The following is a 23,019-nucleotide window of genomic DNA, read 5'->3' as shown; positions in this document are numbered from 1 at the left end:
ATCAGGTCATCAGCTCCGGCGAGGCGGGCGCGCTCATGCACGGGCCAACCTTCATGGCCAACCCGCTGGCCTGCGCGATGTCGGTGGTGCACAGGGTGGCGGCCAGGCTGACGTAGCCGCCGGTGAGCGCCTTGCCGACACACATGATGTCCGGGCTTATCCCGGCATGGTCGGCGGCGAAGAGCTCACCTGTGCGCCCGAAGCCGGTCGCGATCTCGTCGAAAATGAGCAGGACGTCGTGGCGATCGCAGATGTCGCGCAGGTCGCGCAGGTAGCGCGGGTCGTGGAAGCGCATCCCGCCGGCTCCCTGCACGACGGGTTCGACGACCACGGCCGCGAGTTCGTCGGCGTGGGAGGCCAGCTGGTCCTCGAACGCCGCGCTGTAGGCGGGGTCGTGTTCGCGTGGCACCTGCGGGGCGAACACCTGCCGCGCCAGGATGTCGGTCCACAACGAGTGCATGCCGCCGTCCGGGTCGCAGACGCTCATCGGCGTGAAGGTGTCACCGTGATACCCGCCGCGCCAGGTCATCAGCCGGTGCTTGCCGGGCCGGCCGCGGCTGCGCCAGTACTGCAGCGCCATCTTGACGGCGACCTCCACCGACACCGACCCCGAGTCGCTGAAGAAAACCGTCTCCAGGCCCGCCGGCGTGATCTGCACCAGCAGCTGGGCCAGCCGGGCCGCGGGCTCGTGGGTCAACCCGCCGAACATGACGTGGTTCATGGTCCCCAGTTGCGCGGCCAGCGCCGCGTCCAGTACCGGATGGCCGTGGCCGTGAATCGCCGTCCACCAGGAGCTCATCGCGTCCAGCACGTCGATCTGGGTGCCGTCTCTGACCAGGATCAGGCGCGCGCCGCGGGCGCCGACGGCCACCACGGGCGCGACCGCCTCGCTGCCGATCGTGCTGTAGGGGTGCCATAGATGCGCGGCGTCGATCGCACTGATTTGCTCGGGCGTCAACCCGGCCCTCGCCGCAGGCATAGAGACCGAGCGTAAAGCAGTCGGGTCGCGCAAACTCCGGCCATCGGGAAGCATCTAACGGCATGGCTTCGCCGCGTCAGCCCGACCACCCGCGTCCCGACGACCCCGCCGAGCCTCCCGCGGTGCCCTACGACGCCGACGAATCCCGGTCCGAGCCACCAAGGGTCATCCGGCTGCGGGTAGCTGCCTGGGACGTGATTTGCACCGTCGTGCTGCTGGCGTTGCTCATCGTCCTGGCCACGGCGACGAGCTGGCCGTCGAAGCTCTACGGCTTCCTGCCGGAGGTGTGCTCGGACGAGACGTGCGGGCCGGTGCCATATGGAATCGACATGTACATCTATCCGCTGGTGTGGGGTGGCGTCGGCGCGGCGGTGGCCGCGGCGGGGATCGGTCCCTTCGTTTCCCTGCTGAAGGGCTGGTACATGTCGTTCTGGCCCGTTTTGGCGCTGGCCATTGTGGTGGTCAGCTCGGCCGCTGCCTCGATGATCACCGTTTTCAGCCAGCGTTATTGGCACTGAGTCATCGGCGCTGAGCGCGCGGCCGCGGTTACGTTCGTCCAACCTTGCGGCCGCGCACCGATATGAGACCGAAATCACAACGGCGCATGCGGGATTGGACGCGCCAGTCACCGTCCGGTCACGGTCCGACAAATAATCCCGCGTGGGGCTCACCAGCTATTTTCCGCGTGCAACTTCTGTTGTAAAAGTGTCTGTAGTGACTGGTGTGATTCAACGGGCGACCGACTGATTCACGTTCCGAGTCATCAGGCGGCGTTCGACCCCGGCGTGGTGGTCGTCGCCATCGACCCGAGCGAGCCCAGAGAGGTTGCACTCCGATGAAACGCATCTACTCCTTCGCCATCGGCTTGGCCATGCTGGCGGCCCCGATGGCGACCGCCGGCCTGGCCACCTCCGGCCTGGCCGCCGCCGACCCCGGCGCCCGGCAGATGGACTACCAGCAGGTCACCGACATTGTGGTCCAGCGCGGTCTGTCGCAGCGCGGCGTGCCGTACTCGTGGGCGGGCGGCGGCGTCAACGGCCCGAGTCGCGGCACGGGCACCGGCATCAACACCGTCGGATTCGACGCCTCGGGCCTGATGCAGTACGCCTACGCGGGTGCCGGGATCAAGCTGCCGCGTTCCTCCGGCGCGATTTACCGGGTCGGCCAGAAGGTCCTGCCGTCGCAGGCGCGCAAGGGCGACATGATCTTCTACGGCCCGGAGGGCACGCAGAGTGTCGCGATGTACCTGGGGAACAACCAGATGCTCGAGGTGGGTGACGTCGTCCAGGTTTCGCCGGTGCGCAGCAACGGCATGACCCCCTACCTGGTGCGGGTCCTGGGAACCCAGGCGGGGCCGCAGGCGCCCTTGCAGCAAGCGCCGATTCAGCAAACCCCCCAGCAGGTGCCGGCCCAGCAGGTTCCGGCCCAGCAGGTTCCGGCCCAGCAAACCCCGGTCCAGCAGGTTCCGATGCAGCAGCTGCCCACACAGCAGGCCCCGCTACAGCAGTCGCCGACGCAGCAGGCACCGCTGCAACAGGCACCGCTGCAACAAGTTCCCGCGCCGACGCAGCAGGCGCCGGTGCAGCAGGCGCCCGTGCAGCAGGCACCGTGGCAACCCCAGGTCGGTACCGTGCGATAACCCCTCAGCCGCCCGACCAGCCGCCACCCGCTTCCTCGCGCTGAGGAGCGGGTGGCGTTTTCGGTAAATTAGCGATCGACCATGCCGACCCTGCCGCCGCCTCCGCCGCCGATCGCCACCGCGAATCCGGTCGCTGCCAGGGCGGCAGGGGCGGTGGCAAGGTCGGGCTTTTATCGCTACGACCTCGACGGGCTGCGCGGCATCGCGATCGCGCTCGTCGCGATGTTCCACGTCTGGTTCGGGCGGGTTTCCGGCGGCGTGGACGTGTTCCTGGCCCTGTCCGGGTTCTTCTTCGGCGGCAAGATTCTCCGGGCCGCGCTCGACCCGGCCGTTTCGCTGTCACCGATCGCGGAAGTGACGCGGCTGGTCCGCCGGCTGGTCCCCGCGCTGGTCGTCGTCCTGGCCGGGTGCGCGTTGCTGACCATCCTGGTGCAACCGCAAACCCGCTGGGAGACGTTCGCCGACCAGAGCCTGGCCAGCCTCGGCTATTACCAGAACTGGGAGCTGGCCAACACCGCGGCGGATTATCTGCGCGCCGGTGAAGCCGTGAGCCCGTTGCAGCACATCTGGTCGATGTCAGTGCAGGGCCAGTTCTACATCTCCTTCCTGCTACTGGTGGCCGGGTGCGCCTACCTGTTCAGGCGCCGGCTCGGCGCACACCTGCGGACCTTGTTCATCGTGCTGCTGACCGTGCTGACGGTGGCCTCGTTCGGGTACGCGATCGTCGCGCATCTCGACAACCAATCGATCGCCTACTACGACAGCTTCGCGCGGGCGTGGGAGCTGCTGCTGGGCGCGCTCCTCGGTGCGGTGGTGCCCTACGTCCGCTGGCCGATGTGGCTGCGCACCGCCGTCGCCGCCGTCGCACTGACGGCCGTCGTGTCGTGCGGCGCCCTGATCGACGGCGTCAGGGAATTCCCCGGCCCATGGGCGCTGGTCCCGGTCGGGGCCACCATGCTGATGATCCTCGCGGGGGCCAATCTGCACGGCCGGCTGCCGCTGCCGAATCGGCTGCTGGCGGCGGGGCCGCTTGTTGCCCTGGGTGCGATGGCGTACTCGCTGTATCTGTGGCACTGGCCGCTGCTCATCTTCTGGTTGTCCTATACCGGCCACAAGCACGCCGGCTTCGTCGAAGGCGCGGCCATATTGCTGGTGTCCGGGGTGCTGGCGCACCTAACCACCCGGCTGGTCGAGGACCCGCTGCGGTATCGGACCACGAGCGGCAGGCAAACCGACGTCGCCCCGGCGCTCCCCTGGCCGGCGCGGTTCGGCCGGCCGACGATCGCGCTGGGGTCCGCGGTGGTCCTGCTGGCCGTCACGCTCACCGCGACGTCGTTCACGTGGCGTCAGCACGTCACCGTCCTGCGCGCCGCGGGCAAGGAACTCAGCGTGCTCAACCCGCAGGACTATCCCGGCGCCCGCGCCCTCACCGAACGCGTGCGGGTCCCGGCGCTGCCGATGCGGCCCACGGTCTTGGAGGTCAAGCAAGACCTCCCGGTCTCGACCAGGGATGGGTGCATCAGTGACTTCGTCAACCCCGCGGTGGTCAACTGCACCTACGGCGACGAGGCGGCCACCCGGACCATCGCGCTGGCCGGCGGCTCGCACGCCGAACATTGGCTGCCCGCGCTGGACGTGCTCGGCCACGCGCACCACTTCAAGGTCGTGACCTATCTCAAGATGGGCTGCCCGTTGTCCACCGAGGAAGTCCCGTTGATCATGGGCAACAACGCGCCCTACCCGCAGTGCCGCGAGTGGGTCCAACGCACGATGAGCAAGCTGATCACCGACCGTCCCGACTACGTGTTCACGACAACGACGCGGCCGTGGAACATCAAGACCGGCGACGTGATGCCCGCCACCTACATCGGGATCTGGCAAACGTTGTCGGACAACAACATTCCGATCCTCGGCATCCGGGACACCCCGTGGCTGGTCAAGAACGGCCAACCGTTCGATCCGGCGGACTGCCTGGCCAAGGGCGGCAACGCGCAGTCGTGCGCGATCAAGCGTTCCGATGCGCTGGCCGAGCACAACCAGACCCTCGATTTCGTCACGCAGTTCCCGTTGCTCAAGGTGCTCGACATGTCGGACGCCATCTGCCGCGCAGATGTCTGCCGCCCGGTTGAAGGGAACGTGCTGATCTACCACGGCGCTCACCACCTGACCCCCACCTACATGCGGACGATGGCCCACGAGCTGGGCCGGCAGATCGCGGCGAACACCGGTTGGTGGTGAGGCAGCCGCACCCAGCGCTCGCGGATAAGGTCAAGGGATGCCGTCGAACAATCCACCCGCGACTTCGGGCGTCGCGGAACCCGATACGGAAGAGTCCGCACCTACCCTGCCCACCGTGTGGCCGGGCAACGCCTATCCGCTCGGGGCCGCCTATGACGGCGCGGGAACTAACTTTTCGCTGTTTTCCGAAATCGCCGACAAGGTCGAGCTGTGTCTGATCGACGCCAACGGCGGCGAGTCGCGCATCCCCCTGGACGAGGTCGACGGATACGTCTGGCACGCCTATCTGCCGAACATCACCCCGGGCCAGCGCTACGGCTTTCGCGTCTACGGGCCGTTCGATCCGGCCGCCGGCCACCGGTGCGACCCGAGCAAGCTGCTGCTCGACCCGTACGGGAAGGCTTTCCACGGCGATTTCACGTTCGGCCAGGCGCTGTACTCGTATGACATGAGCGCCGTCGACCCGGACACCAACGGGGTCGACACCGGCACGCCCCCGATGGTCGACTCGCTCGGCCACACGATGACCAGCGTGGTGAGCAACCCCTTTTTCGACTGGGGATCCGACCGGGCGCCGCTCACGCCGTATCACGAAACGGTCATCTACGAGGCCCATGTCAAGGGCATGACGCAGACCCATCCCGGTGTCCCCGAGGGGCTTCGGGGCACGTATGCCGGGCTGGCCCACCCGGTGGTCATCGAGCACCTCAAGTCGCTGAATGTCACGGCGCTGGAATTGATGCCGGTTCACCAGTTCATGCACGACTCGCGGCTGCTGGACCTGGGGCTGCGAAACTACTGGGGCTACAACACGTTCGGGTTCTTCGCCCCGCACAACCAGTACGCGTCCAACCGCGACGCCAGCGTCGCCGAATTCAAGACCATGGTGCGCAGCCTGCACGAAGCCGGCATCGAGGTCATTCTCGACGTGGTCTACAACCACACCGCCGAAGGCAATCACCTGGGGCCGACCATCAACTTCCGCGGCATCGACAACGCGGCCTACTACCGGCTGGTCGACGAGGACCTGCGGTTGTACAAGGATTTCACCGGCACCGGCAACAGCCTCAACGCCCGTCATCCGCATGTGCTGCAGCTGATCATGGACTCGCTGCGCTACTGGGTGACCGAGATGCACGTCGACGGGTTCCGGTTCGACCTGGCTTCCACGCTGGCCCGCGAGTTGCACGACGTCGACCGGCTGAGCGCGTTTTTCGATCTGGTGCAACAGGATCCGATCGTCAGCCAGGTCAAGCTGATCGCCGAGCCGTGGGATGTCGGCGAGGGCGGCTATCAGGTCGGCAATTTCCCGGGTTTGTGGACCGAGTGGAACGGGAAGTACCGGGATACTGTGCGTGACTACTGGCGGGGCGAGCCCGCAACCCTCGGCGAGTTCGCGTCCCGGCTGACCGGGTCGTCGGACCTCTACGAAGTCACCGGCCGGCGCCCCAGCGCGAGCATCAACTTTGTCACCGCCCACGACGGGTTCACCCTCAACGACCTGGTGTCCTACAACGAAAAGCACAACGAGGCCAACGGCGAGGACAATCGCGACGGGGAAAGCCACAACCGATCGTGGAACTGTGGCGTCGAGGGCCCCACCGACGACCCGGAGATCGTCGAGCTGCGTTGCCGCCAGATGCGCAACTTCTGGGCCACCCTGATGGTCAGCCAGGGCACGCCGATGATCGCGCATGGCGACGAGATCGGACGGTCGCAGAACGGCAACAACAACGTCTACTGCCAGGACTCCGAATTGTCTTGGATGGATTGGTCTTTGGTCGACAAGAACGCCGACCTGCTGGCATTCGCGCGCAAGGCCACGACCCTGCGCAAGGATCATCCGGTGTTCCGCCGGCGCCGGTTCTTCGAGGGCGAGCTGATCCGAACCGGCGACGAGGTTCGCGATATCGCCTGGCTGACCCCGGGCGGGCGGGAGATGACCCACGAGGATTGGAACAAGAGCTTCCACCATCGCTGTGTGGCGGTGTTTCTCAACGGCGACGCCATCGCCGCGCCCGATGCCCGCGGCGAGCACGTGGTCGATGACTCGTTTCTGTTGTGCTTCAACGCCCACGACGACTACGTGGAGTTCGTCGCCCCGCACGACGACTACGCGCGGGAGTGGACCGTCGAGCTGGACACGAATCACCCCGCCGGCGACGCCGATTCGGTCGTGGCGGCCGAAGAGAAGTTCGAAGTGCCGGCCCGCTCGTTGCTGATCCTGCGTAAGACCGCCTGACGCATGGCTTTTCCGGTCCGGGCAACCTACCGGTTACAGCTGCGTGGTGAGTCCAGCGGATTCGGGTTCACCCTCGCCGACGCCGAGAACCTGCTGGACTACCTCGACGACCTCGGTGTCTCGCATCTGTACCTGTCGCCGATCCTGACCGCGGCCCGGGGGTCCAGCCATGGATACGACGTCACCGACCCGACGACCGTGTCGCCGGAGCTGGGCGGGCCCGACGGCCTCGCACGGCTGTCGGCGGCGGCCCGCGCGCGCGGCATGGGCCTGGTCGTCGACATCGTGCCCAACCACGTCGGCATCGACAAACCCGAGCAGAACGCGTGGTGGTGGGACGTGCTGCGGCACGGCCGGTCCTCGCCGTACGCGCCATTCTTCGACATCGACTGGGACGTCGGCGACGGGCGAATCATCCTGCCGCTGTTGGGTTCCGACGACGACGCCGCCGACCTGACCGTCGACGGGGAGCTGCTGCGACTGGGCCAGCTGGCCTTGCCTATCGCCCCCGGCACGGGCGGTGGCACCGGACCGGAGGTCCACGCTCGCCAGCACTACCGGTTGGTCGGCTGGCGAAACGGGGTCTGTGGGTACCGCCGCTTCTTCTCGATCACGTCGCTGGCCGGCCTGCGGCAGGAAGACCGCGCGGTGTTCGAGGCCAGCCACGCCGAAGTCGCCCGCTGGTTCGAGGAGGGTCTGGTCGACGGCGTGCGCATCGACCATCCCGACGGGTTGTCCGATCCCTGTGGGTATTTGGCAAGGCTGCGCGACCTCGTCGGTCCGGACGCCTGGATCGTGATCGAAAAGATCCTCGCCGTCGACGAAGCGCTGGAACCCACGCTGCCGGTCGCCGGAACCACCGGCTACGACGCGCTGCGCGAGGTGGGCGGGGTCTTCATCGACCCCGCCGGGGCGCCCGCGCTCACGGCGCTCGTCGAATCGGCCGGTACGGACTATCACGCGATGCCGGAACTGTTGCGCGACCTCAAGATCCATGCGGCCACCGACACCCTGGCCAGCGAACTGGACAGGCTGCGGAGGTCCATCACGGCAGCGGCCGGCACCGATCATCCGCAGCTGCCCGAGGCGGTGACCGCCCTGCTCAGCCACATCGGGGTATACCGCTGCGACTACCCTGGCCTGGCCGCGATCCTGCCCACCGCGCTGGCCGAAACCCAAGCGGCGGCACCACAATTGGGGCCGGCGCTGCAGCTGATCGCCGCGGCGCTGGCCGCTGACGCAGAGCCTGCCACCCGCCTGCAGCAGCTGTGCGGCGCCGTGACCGCCAAGGCAACCGAGGACTGCCTGTTCTACCGCGACGCGCGACTGGTGTCGCTGAACGAGGTGGGCGGCGAGCCGCGCCGGTTCGGCGTGAGCGTCGCCGAGTTTCACCACCGCGCCGCCACCCGTGCTCGGACATGGCCGCAGGCGATGACAACGCTCACCACACACGACACCAAGCGCGGCGAGGACGTGCGGGCCCGCATCGGCGTGCTGTCGCAGGTGCCGTCGCTGTGGACCGAGTTTCTCGCCCGTTGGGAAATTGCGGCCCCCTCCCCGGATCCCGCGACCGGGCGATTCCTGTGGCAGAACATCTTCGGGGTCTGGCCGGTGGGCGGCGAGGTCACCGAAGAGCTGCGCGGTCGGCTGCACCGGTACGCCGAGAAGGCGATCCGGGAGGCCGGCCTACACACCTCGTGGAACGAGCCGGACCCGGCGTTCGAGGAGGAGGTGCACCGCTGGCTGGATACCGTGCTCGACGGGCCCGTGGCGCCCGCACTGACCGAGCTTGTCGCCCAACTCAATCCGCACGCCGCGAGCGACTCCCTGGGTCAGAAGCTGCTCGCCCTGACGGTGCCCGGCATCCCCGACGTCTACCAGGGCACCGAGCTGTGGGACGACAGCCTGGTGGACCCGGACAACCGCCGCCCGGTCGACTACGGAGCCCGCAGGGCCGCGCTGAAAGAGTTGCGGCACCCCAAGATTCGCGTCGTCACCGCGGCGCTGGCGCTGCGGCGCTCCCGGCCGGACAGTTTTCTGCGCGGCTCATACCTTCCCGTGCTGGCCGACGGGGAAGCCGGCGATCACGTGGTGGCGTTCCGCCGCGGCTGGGAAGGCCAGGACGTCCTGGTCGCGGTCACCCGCTGGACCGTGCGGCTGGCCGAAACCGGCTGGGGTAACACCGTCCTGCCGTTGCCCGAGGGCTCCTGGACCGACACCCTCACCGGCGCCATGGCCAGCGGACCGACGTCGACCGCCGAATTGTTCGCGGACCTGCCCGTCGTCCTGCTGGAGCGCGACCATGAGTGAATTCCGCGTCTGGGCGCCCAAACCCGCGGAGGTGCGCCTCGACCTAAACGGCCCAGACGGCGAGGCGCACGCGATGACGCGCTCGGGTGACGGCTGGTGGCACACGTCGGTCGACACGGCGCCGGACGCCAGGTACGGATTCCTGCTCGACGACGACCCCACCGTCCTGCCGGACCCCCGATCGCCCCGCCAACCCGACGGGGTGCACGCCCGCTCGCAGCTGTGGGATGCTTCGGCCGCGGCCTGGACCGACGCCGCCTGGCCCGGCCGATCGGTCGAAGGCGCGGTGATCTACGAACTGCACGTCGGCACCTTCACCCGCGACGGCACCTTCGACGCCGCCGTCGAAAGGCTGGACTACCTGACCGATCTCGGTGTCGACTTCGTCGAGCTGATGCCCGTCAATTCCTTTGCCGGAACACACGGCTGGGGATATGACGGAGTGTTGTGGTACAGCGTGCACGAACCCTACGGCGGGCCCGACGGCCTGGTGCGCTTCGTCGACGCCTGCCACGCGCGCGGTCTGGGGGTATTGATCGACGCGGTGTTCAACCACTTCGGCCCCTCGGGCAACTACCTGCCCCGCTTCGGCCCCTACCTTTCGTCGGCCAGCAACCCGTGGGGGGAAGGCATCAACATCGCCGACGCCGACTCCGACGAGGTGCGCCGCTACATCATCGGATGCGCGCTGCGCTGGATGCGTGACTTCCACGCCGACGGCCTGCGGCTCGACGCGGTACACGCGCTGGTGGACACCACGGCCATCCACATCCTCGAGGAGCTCGCCGCCGAAACCGATTGGCTGGCAAGGCAGCTGGGCCGCCCGCTGTCGCTGGTCGCCGAAAGCGATCTCAACGACCCGCGGCTGATCACGCCCCGCGACCGCAACGGTTACGGCATCACCGCGCAATGGGATGACGACATCCACCACGCGATCCATACGGCGGTATCCGGTGAGCGGCAGGGCTACTACGCCGACTTCGGCTCGCTGGCCACGCTGGCGAAGACCCTGCGCCGCGGGTACTTCCACGCCGGCACCTATTCATCGTTTCGCCGGCGCCGGCACGGGCGGCCGCTGGATACCTCCGAGGGGTTTGGCATCTCCGCGACCAGGCTGCTCGCCTACACCTGCACCCACGATCAGGTGGGCAACCGGGCGCTCGGCGATCGCCCATCGCAGCGCCTCACCGCCGGCCAGCTGGCCATCAAGGCCGCCCTGGTACTCGGCTCTCCCTACACCGCAATGCTTTTCATGGGCGAGGAGTGGGGCGCCTCGACCCCGTTTCAGTTTTTCAGCTCACACCCCGAACCGGAGCTGGCCCGGGCCACCGCCGAGGGCCGTAAAGCCGAATTCGCCGAGCACGGCTGGGACGCCTCAACGAAAGGGGAGATACCCGACCCGCAGGACCCGCAGACGTTTCTGCGCTCCAAGCTCAATTGGGACGAGGTCGGCTCCGGCGAGCATGCCCGCTTGCTGCGGCTCTATCGCGACCTGATCGCACTGCGCCGCACCGAGGCCGACCTGGCCGACCCGTGGCTGGACCACCTCGCCGTCGACTACGACGAGGAGCAAGCCTGGATTGTGTTGCACCGCGGCCGGTTACGCATCGCGTGCAACATGAGCCCTGGTCAGGTGACGGTGCCGGTCGCCGGTGAGGTGGTGCTGGCGTGGGGCGAGCCGACGGTCGGTCGGGAAACCACTGAGCTGCCGGCGCATTCGTTCGCCATTCTGCGGGTCGCCGGGTAGCCGTCAAACGGGTTCGTCGTCGTCGCGGAGGAATCGTTCGGGGTGGTGGAACTGATTGGACCTGGGTCGTCCGCGAATCTGCGAAGCATACTTCAGCCCACGCCCGCCCTCCATTTGTACTCGAAGGCGGTCATTTGGTTCAATCCCATTATCGCGCACCAGAATTACCGCAGGTGAGAGGATGTTTTTAAGCCTCATCGCAGAGCTCGTGACTTGGGCGGAGGGCTTTGATGGCATGCAACAGGTAACTTACGCAGACAGAATTTGTAGTCTTTGGTCATGTATCTAGGCGGCGTTGACCTCCCCGCGTCTCTCATTGAGGAGCATGCCGCGGGCAGACTGGTCATCTTTGTGGGTGCGGGCGCTTCAATGGGACCACCGTCTGCACTCCCAGGTTTCAAAGATCTCGTGAAGCAGATACGAAACCAAAGCAACCTGGAGGACATTTTCACAGATAGCGACCTTGATGAATTGCCTCTGGACGAGATACTCGGACGGATTAAGGACGACTATGGCGTTGATGTTCATCGACGAATATTCGAGCTCGTTTCACGAGAGGGCTCCCGTCCCTCTCCGCTGCACAAGGCCGTGGTCAACCTTGCGTCTTCATCGACAGTCAGATTGATAACAACCAACTACGATTTACACCTGTCAACATTGCTCGAGAGCAACAACGTAGGTAACTATCTCGGTCCGGCTCTTCCGATGGGGGACGACTTCACCGGCATCGTCTACATCCACGGCCGCTTGGACCAGGAGCACCGCCGATTGGTCGCTACGGATGAAGATTTCGGTAAGGCCTACCTCAACGACGCTTGGGCAGCACGCTTTCTCGATCGGATGTTCGCCGCCTATCCGTTCTCTTTGTGGGCTACAGCCACAACGACACCATTATGAAATATCTCGCACGGGGGCTAGGAGGCCGGTCAGAGAAGAGATATGTTCTGACGCCGGAACCGGATTCAGGAGAGACCTTGTTTTGGCGCCGACTTGGCATCGCGCCGATCGCGTGCTCATTCAACGACCAACCAAAGGTACTGAACACTTGGGCCGCTCACAGCACAGAGGGACTGCTCGGTAGTCGCAACCGCATCAAAGAACTTGTGGCAAATCAAGACCCCTCGCCGGTGCCCGAGTCGGTCTCATACCTCGAAACCGTTCTCGGGGATAGAGACACCGTCAGATTCTTCCGTCAGTACGCTCGCGGCAAAGCATGGTTGCAGTGGGCCGAAGGGCGGCCCGAATTCGCGACGTTGTTTCATCCGTCGCCGAGTGTCGCGGCGGAGATTACCTACGAACTGGCGCTCTGGTTCGCCGAGAACTACGTCACAGACGACGACGTTTCCGACGCAGCGTTTCAAATGGTCACTAACGCGAACGGATACCTAAGCGACGACCTCCTATTCGCGATATCGCGGCAGTTGTCCATACAGGCCAGCCCTCTACCTGAGCGCATGCGCCGATGGCTCTTCATCGTCACCAACAGCAGAGAAAATCGCTTCAAGGCCAGCTTCCTCGGCTCGATGCTCGATGCCTCATCCATGGAGGTCGATCCCGCAACTGCGCTGTTCCTGTTCGACTACTTGACGGAACCGCGAATACTGCCGACTCCAACCTACTCCCAACTCTTCGGCACCTCGTTCGAGCCAGTAATGCGTGATAGCGACACCACTCTGCGCGACCTGTGGCAGAACACATTTCGACCGTTCATCGGTGAGTACGCCCTGCAGCTTGTCGATATCGTTGACCGCCACATCCGCCGCGCCGATCGACAGTTGCAGGCGGCTAGCGAGTCTGACCGAGAAAGGCCAAGCGACTGGCGCGCCACGATTGTCGCCGAGGATCATGATCTAAGCAGTCCGCTGGGTTTTCTTGTCGATGTCGCTCGCGAGTGCTTGGAGTCGTTGTTAGCGGCCGATGTTCCCAACGGGCAGGCCCGACTGGAAGCTTGGGCGGCCAGTGATGTCACTCTTCTGCGCCGGCTGGCAGTGCACGGATGGACGAACAGATCTGATAAAACGGCCTCGGACAAATTGGGTTGGTTACTCTCTACCGGTTGGTTGCAAGACCGCGCCTTGCGAAACGAAACTACCTACCTCGTTCTTGAAACATGCGCTTCAGTGGGCGAGGAAGTGTTTACGTCGCTGATCAACGACATTCGACAGCATTGGGACGACGACCAGTATGCACCTCACCGGGCTTACGATTTCCTGACAAAGATTGCTGCGGTTGTTACTGATGAAGAGTGAACTGATTGCGGAAGCTCTGGCCGCTCTCGCCGAGGCCCATCCGGAGGTAGTAGCTCAACACCGAGAGGTTCCCAAAGATTCGGCTTGGTCGTTAGCTCCGCCGACGGACAAGATTGAACTTCATCAAAAGCTCGTTGAGGATCTCTCGTCGACAGCTGCGGCTTTGGTGGCCTGTGAGGCTACGACGACAAACTGGGATGACGAAAGGCGATGGGACCGGCTCGCGGGGGCTCTAACTGATGTCGTTGTGGAGTGGCCAAAACTTGGATTCGACGTCCTCGACGCGGTCGGATCTGGGCATGCGGCGATCGACCAGGCCGTCGTCAGGGGGTGGGCGATGTCTCAACCCATCTCTGAGCTTGTCCCGCAAATTCTGGATCGGATTCGCGCATTGACACTAGACCCCATTCTGGGTTTGGTGACGGCGATGCTCGGCGGCTATGGGTTTTCAGGGGCAACCCCGGTCGAGTGGTTCAGGTTCGTAGAAAGCGAGGCGCTCGCAAAGGAGTGCTGGAACAGAATCCCCTTGACGGCCCCTGACTCGTGGTCCGCGAACGGCTACGCCATGAGGGCCATCAACCATCCTGCGGGCAACCTCACCGAGTTTTGGATCGAAAGAATTGGCCATCTTTGGAACGGTGCGCCCGAGACCTGGAAAGGCATCCCGCCCGAGATCGCCGATTACCTTGCTGAGCTGATCGCTGATGACTACCAGCGAAACGAAGCAGTTGAGATAATGCTTTGCCGGTATCTGCACTTCCTATACCGGGCTGACCCCGAGTGGTCCAAGCTCTACTTGATCCCACTTTTCAACTGGGAAAATGAACCTCGCGCAACCAGGGCATGGAGCGGCTTCCTATCGCACGGCGGATGGACAGCCAAGCTCCTAGAGGACGGATTCCTCGCGATGCTTGTGTCAACCGTCGATCACCGCGACCAGCTCGACAAACCTGGTCAACGCAACCTGCCGCAGTTACTGGCGGTCATTGCTGTAGCAACTGATACAGACGACCCCCGCTCATGGATAAGAGATCTGATCACGAAAGGCACCGTAGAGGATCGCGTCGCTTGGGCGAAGGCAATTAGATTCCAGCTTGATTCACTCGGAACCAACGCCGTTGAAGCGCAATGGGTGCGATGGATCAGAGACTACATGACTGACCGCGTAAAGAGCGTCCCTCGCATACTTGACCCAGCAGAAGCATCCGTAATGGCGAATTGGGTGCTGTTCCTTGGCGATTCGATGTCAGACGCGATTGACCTCCTTCTGCAAACAGAAAACGAGGGCCTCAAACTCCACGACCTCTTTCTCCACGATCTCGGACAGGATCAGATCAACCGTGCGCCAGACAAGATCGCACAACTGGTTCAGCATCTGTTGAAGTCGACCACTGGTCAGTTCTTCGGCGGCCACGAGGTTAAGCGCATCTACGACCAATTCACTTCTGCCGGCGTCTCGGTCGAGACTCTCCGCCAGATCGTAGAGACAGCCTTAGGTTTAGGAATCTCGCTCGAATGATCGCCTCCGGCCCGACAGCTACCTCGTTCTCCCGGGTTCGACTGTATCGCTGAGAGCTTCACCCAAGCCGTGGCATTCCCTGTTGTGGCGTTCCGACGGTCAGCAGTAGGGTCGGGCCCGGTCGCGGCGCATGCGCTCCAACACGTCCGGGCTTTCGGGGTCGTCGGGGTCGGGTTCCGGGTCAAACTCCACCGTGTCTTAAGAATGCTCGAGAATGCGCGATACCGTCGCGCGCAGCGTCGAAATCCTCTTGGACTTCCTCACGCGTGCTCGAACCCATACCCCCATCCTAGAAACGGCCACCGACAAGAATCGCCGCGCTGGGACCGCTGAAGCCAAAGTGACACAAGGGGTTACAACAAACTAGGAGCCCGCGCGAGCTACACGCTGGACCGTCCGGTTCCACGCACCGCCGCGGCGACGGCATCGGCAAGCGGATCGATCTCCTCGGCGGCGAGGTCCGCGATCGTGATGCGCATGCCGGGCCCGGTGCGAATGCGAAACCGCGTGCCCGGCGCCGCCGCCCAGCCCGCGCCCAGCAGCCGGGTGATCGCGACGGTCTCGTCCGGGACCGGGATCCACACGTTCAGCCCGGACCGGCCGAAAGCGGTGACCCCCCGCTCGGCCAGGGCGGTGCGCAACCGCGTGCGCGTGGAGGCGTATCGCTCTTCGGCCTTGGCGATGAGCCGCGTCGCGGCCTCGTCCGACCATAGGCCGACCGCCAGCGCCTGCAGGATGCGGCTGACCCAGCCCGGCCCGAGCCGCAGCCGGCCGTGCACCCGCTCGACGGTGCGGTGGTCCCCGGCCAGGACGGCCACCCGCAGGTCGGGGCCGTACGCCTTGGACGCCGAGCGCACGAAGGCCCAACGGGTGGTCGACCCGGCCAGGGTGTGCAGTGCGGCGCCGGAGATGCCCGCGCAGTGATCGTCCTCGACCAGCAGCAGGTCATCGGATCGGTCGGACAGCACGCCGCGCAGCGCGTCCGTGCGATCCGACGACAGCGCCGTACCCGTCGGGTTCTGCGCGCGATTGGTGACCACCAGCGCGCGCACCCCGCGATCCAGCGCCCGGACGACGTCGGCCACCAGCGGCCCGTCGTCGTCGACCCGCACCGGCTCGGCCGAAAGCCCCAGCGCCGCAAGCAGATCCAACAGGTTGGCCCAGCCGGGATCCTCGACGGCCACCCGATCACCCGGGCGCAGGTGCGCGGTGAGCGCCCGCTCGATGCCGTCCAGCGCGCCGCTGGTCACCGCGAGATGTCCGGCCGGAACGCCGTCGGCGCCCAACGCCGCGCGGGCGTGGTCGACCAGGTCGGGCGACATGGCCGGTTCGCCGTAGAGCACCGGGCGGACGACGGGAGCGGGGGCCGCTGCGATGGGCAGTAGTTCCGGGTCCGGGTTGCCGGTCGACAGATCGCGGACCCCGGCGGGAACGTCGAGCCCGAACAGGGAGCGCGGGGTGGTCGCGGGGCGGTGGCGCACCCGCGTGCCGCGCCGGCCCGCGGTCTCGACGGCGCCGCGATCGCGCAGCAGGCGGTAGGCGGCGGCGGCGGTATTCGGGTTCACACCGAGCCGGGCGGCCAGGTCGCGGATCGGCGGCAGCGCGTCGCCGGGCGCCAGCCTGCCCGTCGAGATCGCCTCTTCCACGTCGGCGGCTATGGATTCCGCGCCCGACCCCGCTATGCTGTATTGCACTGGCACAGTCGATATTATGTACTATTACAATCGCAGAGGCAATCCATTGGACTACCGCCCCACCCCGCGCACCACGCCCACCCGCTACCGGGAACGCGCCCGCTACGACCGCGACACCGTGCACCGGATCCTGGACGAGTCCCTGATCTGTCACCTCGGCTACCTCGGCGCCGGGCGGCCGGTGGTCTTGCCCACGACGCATGCCCGCCACGGCGAAACCCTCTACCTGCACGGTTCCACCGGCAGCGGCCCGATGCTCGCGGCCAAGGCGGCCGGCGCCAAGGCGTCGGGCCTGCCCGTCTGCGTCACCGCCACGCTGGTCGACGGGCTGGTGCTGGCCCGCTCGGCGCTACACCATTCGCTGGTGTATCGCTCGGTCGTCGTGGTGGGTGATGCGCGGGTGGTCGATGATCCGGAGGAGAAGCGGCGGGCGCTGGGATCGCTGCTCGATCACATCGCGCCGGGGCGCGCCGCCGACTGCAGGCCCCCGAACGCGCGCGAGCTCGCCGCGACGTCCGTGCTCGCGCTCGACCTCGTCGAGGTCTCCGCCAAGGTGCGCAGCGGCGGGCCCGCCGACGAGCCGGAGGATTTGCCGCTGCCGCACTGGGCCGGGGTGCTGCCGCTGGGCCTGTCGGCCGGAAAGCCGGTTCCGGACGACGACCTTGATCCCGATACCCCGCTGCCGCCGTACCTGGCGGCCTACTCGCGCTAGCCGCCGGTCTACAGCAGGTACCGGTAAGCGGGCGAATCCGGCTGCAGAGTCTCGACGTGGATGTCGGTCGCCCGAATCCGGGCCAGCAGGCCGTCGAGGTCCGCGGACGATCCCAGCTGGATGCCGACGAGTGCCTCACCCGTCTCGCGGTTGTTGCGCTTGACGTACTCGAACAAGGTGATGTCGTCGTTGGGCCCGAGCACCTCGTCGAGGAACCGGCGCAGCGCACCAGGCTCCTGCGGGAAGTCCACCAGGAAGTAGTGCTTGAGGCCGAGGTGCACCAGCGAGCGCTCGAGCACCTCACCGTAGCGCGAGACGTCGTTGTTGCCGCCCGAGATCAGGCACACGACGGTGGAGCCCGGCTCGACGTCGGCTTCCAGCAGGCCGGCCACCGAGAGCGCGCCGGCCGGCTCGGCGATGATGCCCTCGTTCTGGTAGAGGTCGAGCATCGCGGTGCACACGGCGCCCTCGTCGATCGTCGTGATCGACACCATGTCGCCGGCGGCGGCCAGCGCGGCGTAGGTCAGCGTTCCCGCCCGCTTGACCGCGGCGCCGTCGACGAACTGGTCGACGTGGTCCAGCGTCACCGGTTCGCCGGCGGCCAGCGCGGCCATCATCGCGGCGGCTCCGGCGGGCTCGATGCCCAACACCGCGGTGTTCGCGGTCCGCTCGGCCAGGTACGTGGTGATGCCGGCGATGCAACCGCCGCCGCCGACCGGGACCACTACCAGGTCGGGCTCCCCCACACCAAGGGCGTCGAGTTGTGAAAGCAGCTCGACGGCGATGGTGCCCTGGCCGGCGATGGTGCGCAGATCGTCGAACGGCGGCACCAGCGTGGCGCCGGTGCTCTCCACGTCGGCCAGCGCCGCCTCGGCGGCCAGGTCGTAGGTCCGTCCCCCGACGATCAGCTCGATGAACTCCCCGCCGTGGTAGCGGATCCGGTCGAGCTTCTGCCGGGGCGTCTTCGCCGGCACGTAGACGCGGCCGCGCACACCCAACGCCCGGCACGCGTACGCGAAGCCCTGCGCGTGGTTACCCGCCGAGGAGCACACCACGCCGGCCGCCGTCTCCTCGGCGGACAGCTGCACCAGCAGGTTGTAGGCGCCGCGCAGCTTGTAGGAGCGCACGGTTTGCAGGTCTTCGCGCTTCAGGTAGACCTGCGCGCCGGTGATCGCCGACAGCCGATCACTGCGCTGCAACGGGGTGGGCGTGACCACCGGCGAGATCCGCTTGGCCGCGGCGTCGATGTCGGCCGCGGACAGCGGCGACTCGTGCGGGCTCTGACTCAGTTCAGCGGACACCGGTCAATCGTGCCATGTCGCGCCCTCAACCTGCGAAAGCGGCTCAGTTCACCGGCGTCAGCACGAACACCGGAATCTGGCGTTCGGTCTTTTTCTGGTACTCGGCGTAGTCGGGCCAGGCCTCGACGGCGCGCTCCCACCAGGTGGCTTTTTCCTCGCCGAACACCTCGCGGGCGTCGTAGTCGCGCGTGACGGCGCCGTCCTGCAGCTCGACGCGCGGGTTCTTGACGATGTTGTGGTACCAGACCGGGTTCTTCGGGGCCCCGCCGAGCGAGGCGACGACGGCGTACTCGCCGTTGTGCTCGACCCGCATCAACGGGGTCTTGCGGAGTTTGCCGGTCTTGGCGCCGACGGTGGTCAGCAGAATGATGGGCTTGCCCTTCATGTCCGCCGCATCCTGTCCGCCAGATTCGGCATACTTGTCGGCTTGTTCGCGGGACCAATCCCATGGGCTGGGTGCGTATTCACCTGAAAGCGGCATGTCCCTCACCTTACGGCTGAGCGAAGGGACGCAGATGACGCCGGGTCTGGTGATCCGGTGCGCCGGCCTCGCCGTCGCGGTGCCGGCCCTTCGTGTAGTCGCCTTCCCAATCCAGTCGCTCGCCACCGGCGACGTCCGCCGCCGCCTGGATCCGCCCCGCGTCGTCGCGGGAGCGAAGGAAGAGCTCGTGCTTGCGCCGCAGCTCCTCGTCGGACTCGATGCGCCGAAGCTCGGGGGCGAATTCCTCGAGCTCGGCCCGGCGTTGCGGAACGATCATGCCGATCGGCTCGTCGACCTCGAACCGAACCGGCATCAGCTTGCGGGTGAATTTCCAGCTCATGCTGAAACTCGCACTCGCCCAGTCGGTTTCGACGACGCCCTCCAACGGGGACACGGCGTCCTTCGGATAGTTCGCCGGCCCGCGGACCAACAGGTTGTATCCGGGAGGGGTGCGGAACAGCATCGGCAGGTGCCACGTCAGGATGCCGTTACCGAAATGGCTGGACGGCAGGAACTGGCCGGGCTCGCGACTATCGGGTGCGACCAGTACGTCCACGCCGCCCTGATCCATCCAGGTGGCCGTGAACGCGCACGGATTGCGCAGCTCCCATCCGCTCTGGTTGGCGATCAGCATCGGCAGACACCGGCTGGGCCAACCGATCCGCTGCTCCGACATCTCCGACATCCACGTCCGTGTGATCGGCGCCGGGCCGATCGGGGGTGCGTTGTCCCGCGTGATGAACCCGATCAGCGGGCGGCCCTGCGCGTCGGATTTGTCAGACGTTGGAAATCCCCTCAATAAGCACGGGCGGCAGTCTAGCGCTGGGGGCTCCTTAGCGCGTCCTGGCGAGCTCGGCGATGGCGTTGACCCGGCGGATGGCCGTCGCGATCTCGTCCGCGAACTGCCGCCGCCGCTCCGCGATGTCTGGGTACTCGAAGCCGTCCACCAGCTCGCGATGCCGCGCCAGGCGCAACGCGGTCTTGAACAACTCCATCGACCTCGACTCGGCGCTGGCGATGCGGCGCTGCAGCTCCCACTGCTTGCCCACCTCGAGGCACTCGGTGAGGAACGCCTGCTCGTCGAACGATTCGTCCTCGTGGGAGGCCAGCCGGTCGGCGACGATGTGGTACGCGTCCAGGAAGGGGCGCAGCACCAGATGGGCGAGCAGCAGGTCCGCCCGCTCCAGCAGCCGCCGCACCTGGGCCGAGCTCGCGGGCTTGGTGGTGTCTTCCACCGGCCCGATCAGGCGTACCTCGTCGGCGAGGTCCTTCTCGAACTGTGCGCGGGCCGAGAACAAGAACTCGAACTTGAGCAGCTCGCGAAGGCTCAGCGCCTCGTCGCGCACGGACGCCGGTGCCACCAGGCCGTCTTCCGACATTTCCGACGCGGCCAGCAGCGCGGTCTCGGCGATGGCGCGGTCGACCAGGATGTGGATGGCGGTGTTGCGGTAGAACGCGGCGACCAGGTGCTGGTCCTCGCCGATGCCCCAGACCGGTTCGGTGCCCGCGTCATACACGCTTACGACGCCGGAGGCGACCAGCTGGTGCAGGGTCCACCGGATCGTGGAGCGGTTCGTCAGGTCCGCGGCGCCGGCCACCGCCCAGTTCCGTGCCGCGATGTAGCTCGCCAGGGGCCGCACGGTGGCCAGCACCTCGCTGATGGACAGCGACCGGTCCGCACCCAGCAGCGCGAGGCTCACCACCGCGGTGGGCGTGACCGGCGTGGCGCGGTTGATCCGGTGCTCGACGTCCAGCGCGATCCGTTCGATCTCCGTCCCGGCGCCGGATTCCTCGGCACGCAATTCCTCGAGGCGCTTGCGCAGCGGCAGCGGCTCGCCGAAATCCAGGTAGGCGCGGCCCAGGCGCTCCCCTTGCTGGCGGGCCAGCCGGATCAGGAAGCGGAAGTCTTCGGGCCGCTTGGTCGCGCCGTAGGCCTCGGTGGTCATGGCCTCCACCTCGTGCAGTTGGTCATACACGATGGAGGTCGGCACCAAATACACCTCGGGACCGTCGATTTCGTCGACGGCGTCGCTGATGTAGCGCAGGATTCCGAACACCGGGGGCCGCAGCTTGCCGGTCCGGGTCCGGCCGCCTTCGATCGACCAGGTCAGGTTGGCGTGGTTTTGCACCAGCTGCGCGGCGTAGGCGCGCAGCACGAAGCGGTAGACGGGAATGTCTTTGGTCTGCCGCCGAATGAAGATCGCCCCGGTGCGCTTGGCCCAGGCGCCCATCGGGAAGAAGTTGAGGTTCGCGCCGCCGAACGTCAGCGCGGGCGAGAGCCGGTTGGCCTGGATCACCTCCGGCAACAGCATGCCGTCCAGATACGAGCGATGCGAAAAGGCAAATGCCAGCGTCGCTTTGCGATCCAGCTTGCGCAGCGCCGCGATCTGATCCTCGTCGACGAGAATGTCGTAGGCCCGCATCAGCCAGCAGGAGAAGCTGCGCCAGGCCCGTACCGCCCGCTCCTCCAGCGAGGCCGACATCTCGCGCAGGTAGCCCGCGGCCTCCGCGCGCACGCCGGCCGGGTCGCGGCCGAGCTCGTCGGCCAGCTTGTCGAGGCGCTCGACATACCACGGCGCGGCCAACAGCTGAACGACCTCGGCCGCATCGGTTGACAACGGCGTCGCCGATTCTTCGAGTATTCCGGTGCGTTGCAGCAGCTTTCGCGCCCCGACGCGGCCGAGCTCGCGCGCCGTCGCCATCCGTCCACCGCTCATGCCGGTTGCACCGTTGCGGCCACGGAGGGATCGCGGGGCTCGTGAACCTCCGCAGGTGGTTCGGGCGCGTAGAGTTCCTCGATCTCGGCGGCGTACTTGGCCATGATCGGTTTGCGCTTCAGCTTCATCGTCAGCGTGATCTCGTCGCCGCCGGGCTCCCACAATGTCGGCAGCACCCGGAAGCGCTTGATCTGTTCGACCCGCGAGAGTTTGGCGTTGCCCGCGGCCACCCCGGCGGCGATCCGGGCGATGACCTCCGGGTGGGCCGCCAGGGCTTCGGGCGAGGTGTCGGAAAGCCCATGCTGGGCGGCGTACGGTCCGACCGATTCGGCGTCGAAGACCATCAGCGCGGCGTTGTACGGTCGCCCGTCACCGATCGTGATCATCGCGCCGACCATCGGGCAGGCGGCCAGGATGGCGTTCTCAATGTTGGCCGGGGACATGTTCTTTCCGGCCGCGTTGATGATCAATTCCTTCTTGCGGTCCACGATGCGCAAGTAGCCGTCGTCGTCGACCTCGAGGATGTCGCCGGTGTGCAGCCAGCCCTCGGCGTCGATCGCCTCGGCGGTCTTCGCGGGTTCCTTGCGGTAGCCCTTCATCACCAGCGGGCCGCGGATCAGGTACTCGCCGTCCTCGGCGATCTTGCCCTCCAGCCCCGGGAGCAGCTTGCCGACGGTGCCCAGCCGGGCAACGCTCGGATGGCTTACGCTGGCAACGCAACTCAGCTCCGACATCCCCCAGAGCTCGGCGATCGGAATGCCGATGCCGAGGAAGAACGCCAGTGTCTCCCTAGGTATCGGGGCCGCGCCCGACACCGCCCAGCGCAGCTCGCCGAAGCCGAGCCGTTCGCGCAGTTTCGACAGCACCAGCTCGTCGGCCTTGGCCCACTCGGCGGCGACGTCGTCGGGCATGGGCCGGCCAGCCAGTTCGGCGTCTGCGCGCTTGGCCGCCACCGACATCGCCCACTGCAACGCCTGCCGCTTGACTTCGTCGGTCTCGTGGCTGACGGTGAATTCGATTGCGGCCTTGAGCTTTTCCCACACCCGCGGCACCGCGCCCCACACCGTGGGCCGCGCGTCGGGCAGCGCGGCGGCGATGGCCTTCACGTCGGAGATCACCGTCACCCGGGAGCCGAACACCTCCAGCCCGTAGAGCGCCATCACCCTGTCGGCGATGTGCGCCGACGGCAGG

At 66.5% G+C, this 23,019-nt stretch carries 16 protein-coding genes and 1 pseudogene; 10 read left to right on the top strand and 7 right to left on the bottom strand.

Annotation, left to right across the window (positions count from 1 at the left end; all coding sequences use genetic code 11):
• Positions 1-25: 25 nt before the first annotated feature.
• Positions 26-979, bottom strand: a pseudogene (bioA, locus tag A5736_RS02635) (adenosylmethionine--8-amino-7-oxononanoate transaminase); the annotation flags it as partial.
• Positions 980-1,041: 62 nt separating this feature from the next.
• Here bioA and A5736_RS02630 point away from each other — a divergent pair.
• The 9 genes from A5736_RS02630 (at position 1,042) to A5736_RS02590 (ending at position 14,923) form a co-directional block, all read left to right on the top strand.
• Positions 1,042-1,497: a hypothetical protein gene (locus tag A5736_RS02630; protein WP_076122944.1), complete on the top strand. Its 456-nt coding sequence runs from the start codon at positions 1,042-1,044 to the stop codon at positions 1,495-1,497.
• Between the two features lie 317 nt (positions 1,498-1,814).
• Entirely contained in the window at positions 1,815-2,618 is an 804-nt protein-coding gene (gene ripD, locus A5736_RS02625; RefSeq protein WP_076244390.1) for an NlpC/P60 family peptidoglycan-binding protein RipD, read from the top strand.
• Positions 2,619-2,699: 81 nt separating this feature from the next.
• Positions 2,700-4,856, top strand: coding sequence for an acyltransferase family protein (locus A5736_RS02620; RefSeq protein WP_076244389.1), 2,157 nt, complete (start codon positions 2,700-2,702; stop codon positions 4,854-4,856).
• 37 nt (positions 4,857-4,893) lie between these two features.
• Entirely contained in the window at positions 4,894-7,098 is a 2,205-nt protein-coding gene (gene glgX, locus A5736_RS02615) for a glycogen debranching protein GlgX (RefSeq protein ID WP_076122947.1), read from the top strand.
• 3 nt (positions 7,099-7,101) lie between these two features.
• On the top strand, positions 7,102-9,408 hold the full coding sequence (gene treY, locus A5736_RS02610; RefSeq protein WP_076244387.1) for a malto-oligosyltrehalose synthase: 2,307 nt from the start codon (positions 7,102-7,104) through the stop codon (positions 9,406-9,408).
• Complete coding sequence (gene treZ, locus A5736_RS02605) at positions 9,401-11,155, top strand: malto-oligosyltrehalose trehalohydrolase (protein WP_076244386.1); 1,755 nt, start codon at positions 9,401-9,403, stop codon at positions 11,153-11,155. The genes treY and treZ overlap by 8 nt, the downstream gene beginning before the upstream one ends.
• Positions 11,156-11,434: 279 nt before the next feature.
• The gene (locus A5736_RS25805; RefSeq protein WP_076244384.1) at positions 11,435-12,052 is read left to right on the top strand and encodes an SIR2 family protein; all 618 of its coding nucleotides are present in this window, start codon (positions 11,435-11,437) and stop codon (positions 12,050-12,052) included.
• Positions 12,022-13,404, top strand: coding sequence for a hypothetical protein (locus tag A5736_RS02595; RefSeq protein WP_139333090.1), 1,383 nt, complete (start codon positions 12,022-12,024; stop codon positions 13,402-13,404). Before A5736_RS25805 ends, A5736_RS02595 begins: the two co-directional genes overlap by 31 nt.
• Positions 13,394-14,923, top strand: a complete 1,530-nt coding sequence (locus A5736_RS02590) for a DUF4020 domain-containing protein (RefSeq protein WP_076244381.1) — start codon at positions 13,394-13,396, stop codon at positions 14,921-14,923. The genes A5736_RS02595 and A5736_RS02590 overlap by 11 nt, the downstream gene beginning before the upstream one ends.
• Positions 14,924-15,303: 380 nt before the next feature.
• Here A5736_RS02590 and A5736_RS02585 read toward each other — a convergent pair whose 3' ends face one another.
• On the bottom strand, positions 15,304-16,623 hold the full coding sequence (locus A5736_RS02585) for an aminotransferase class I/II-fold pyridoxal phosphate-dependent enzyme (protein ID WP_076244379.1): 1,320 nt from the start codon (positions 16,621-16,623) through the stop codon (positions 15,304-15,306).
• 10 nt (positions 16,624-16,633) lie between these two features.
• Between A5736_RS02585 and A5736_RS02580 the strand changes: the two genes are divergently transcribed.
• The gene (locus tag A5736_RS02580; protein WP_076244378.1) at positions 16,634-17,329 is read left to right on the top strand and encodes a pyridoxamine 5'-phosphate oxidase family protein; all 696 of its coding nucleotides are present in this window, start codon (positions 16,634-16,636) and stop codon (positions 17,327-17,329) included.
• Between the two features lie 8 nt (positions 17,330-17,337).
• Here A5736_RS02580 and ilvA read toward each other — a convergent pair whose 3' ends face one another.
• The 5 genes from ilvA to A5736_RS02555 form a co-directional block, all read right to left on the bottom strand.
• Positions 17,338-18,630 carry a threonine ammonia-lyase gene (gene ilvA / locus A5736_RS02575; RefSeq protein WP_076244376.1) on the bottom strand — a complete coding sequence of 431 codons (1,293 nt, stop codon included), beginning with the start codon at positions 18,628-18,630 and terminating at the stop codon, positions 17,338-17,340.
• Between the two features lie 43 nt (positions 18,631-18,673).
• The gene (locus A5736_RS02570; RefSeq protein WP_076061976.1) at positions 18,674-19,111 is read right to left on the bottom strand and encodes a nitroreductase family deazaflavin-dependent oxidoreductase; all 438 of its coding nucleotides are present in this window, start codon (positions 19,109-19,111) and stop codon (positions 18,674-18,676) included.
• 10 nt (positions 19,112-19,121) lie between these two features.
• Entirely contained in the window at positions 19,122-19,910 is a 789-nt protein-coding gene (locus A5736_RS02565) for a DUF6065 family protein (protein WP_076244375.1), read from the bottom strand.
• Positions 19,911-19,944: 34 nt separating this feature from the next.
• On the bottom strand, positions 19,945-21,828 hold the full coding sequence (locus A5736_RS02560) for a lysophospholipid acyltransferase (protein ID WP_076122955.1): 1,884 nt from the start codon (positions 21,826-21,828) through the stop codon (positions 19,945-19,947).
• A partial coding sequence (locus A5736_RS02555) for an AMP-binding protein (protein WP_139333089.1) occupies positions 21,825-23,019 on the bottom strand: 1,195 nt, incomplete at its 5' end. The genes A5736_RS02555 and A5736_RS02560, both read right to left, overlap by 4 nt.

The sequence above is a fragment of the Mycobacterium sp. SP-6446 genome (assembly GCF_001954045.1).
Lineage (GTDB): Bacteria > Actinomycetota > Actinomycetes > Mycobacteriales > Mycobacteriaceae > Mycobacterium.
The sequence above is the reverse complement of the archived record's forward strand: the minus strand, read 5'-3'. Positions and strand labels throughout refer to the sequence as shown.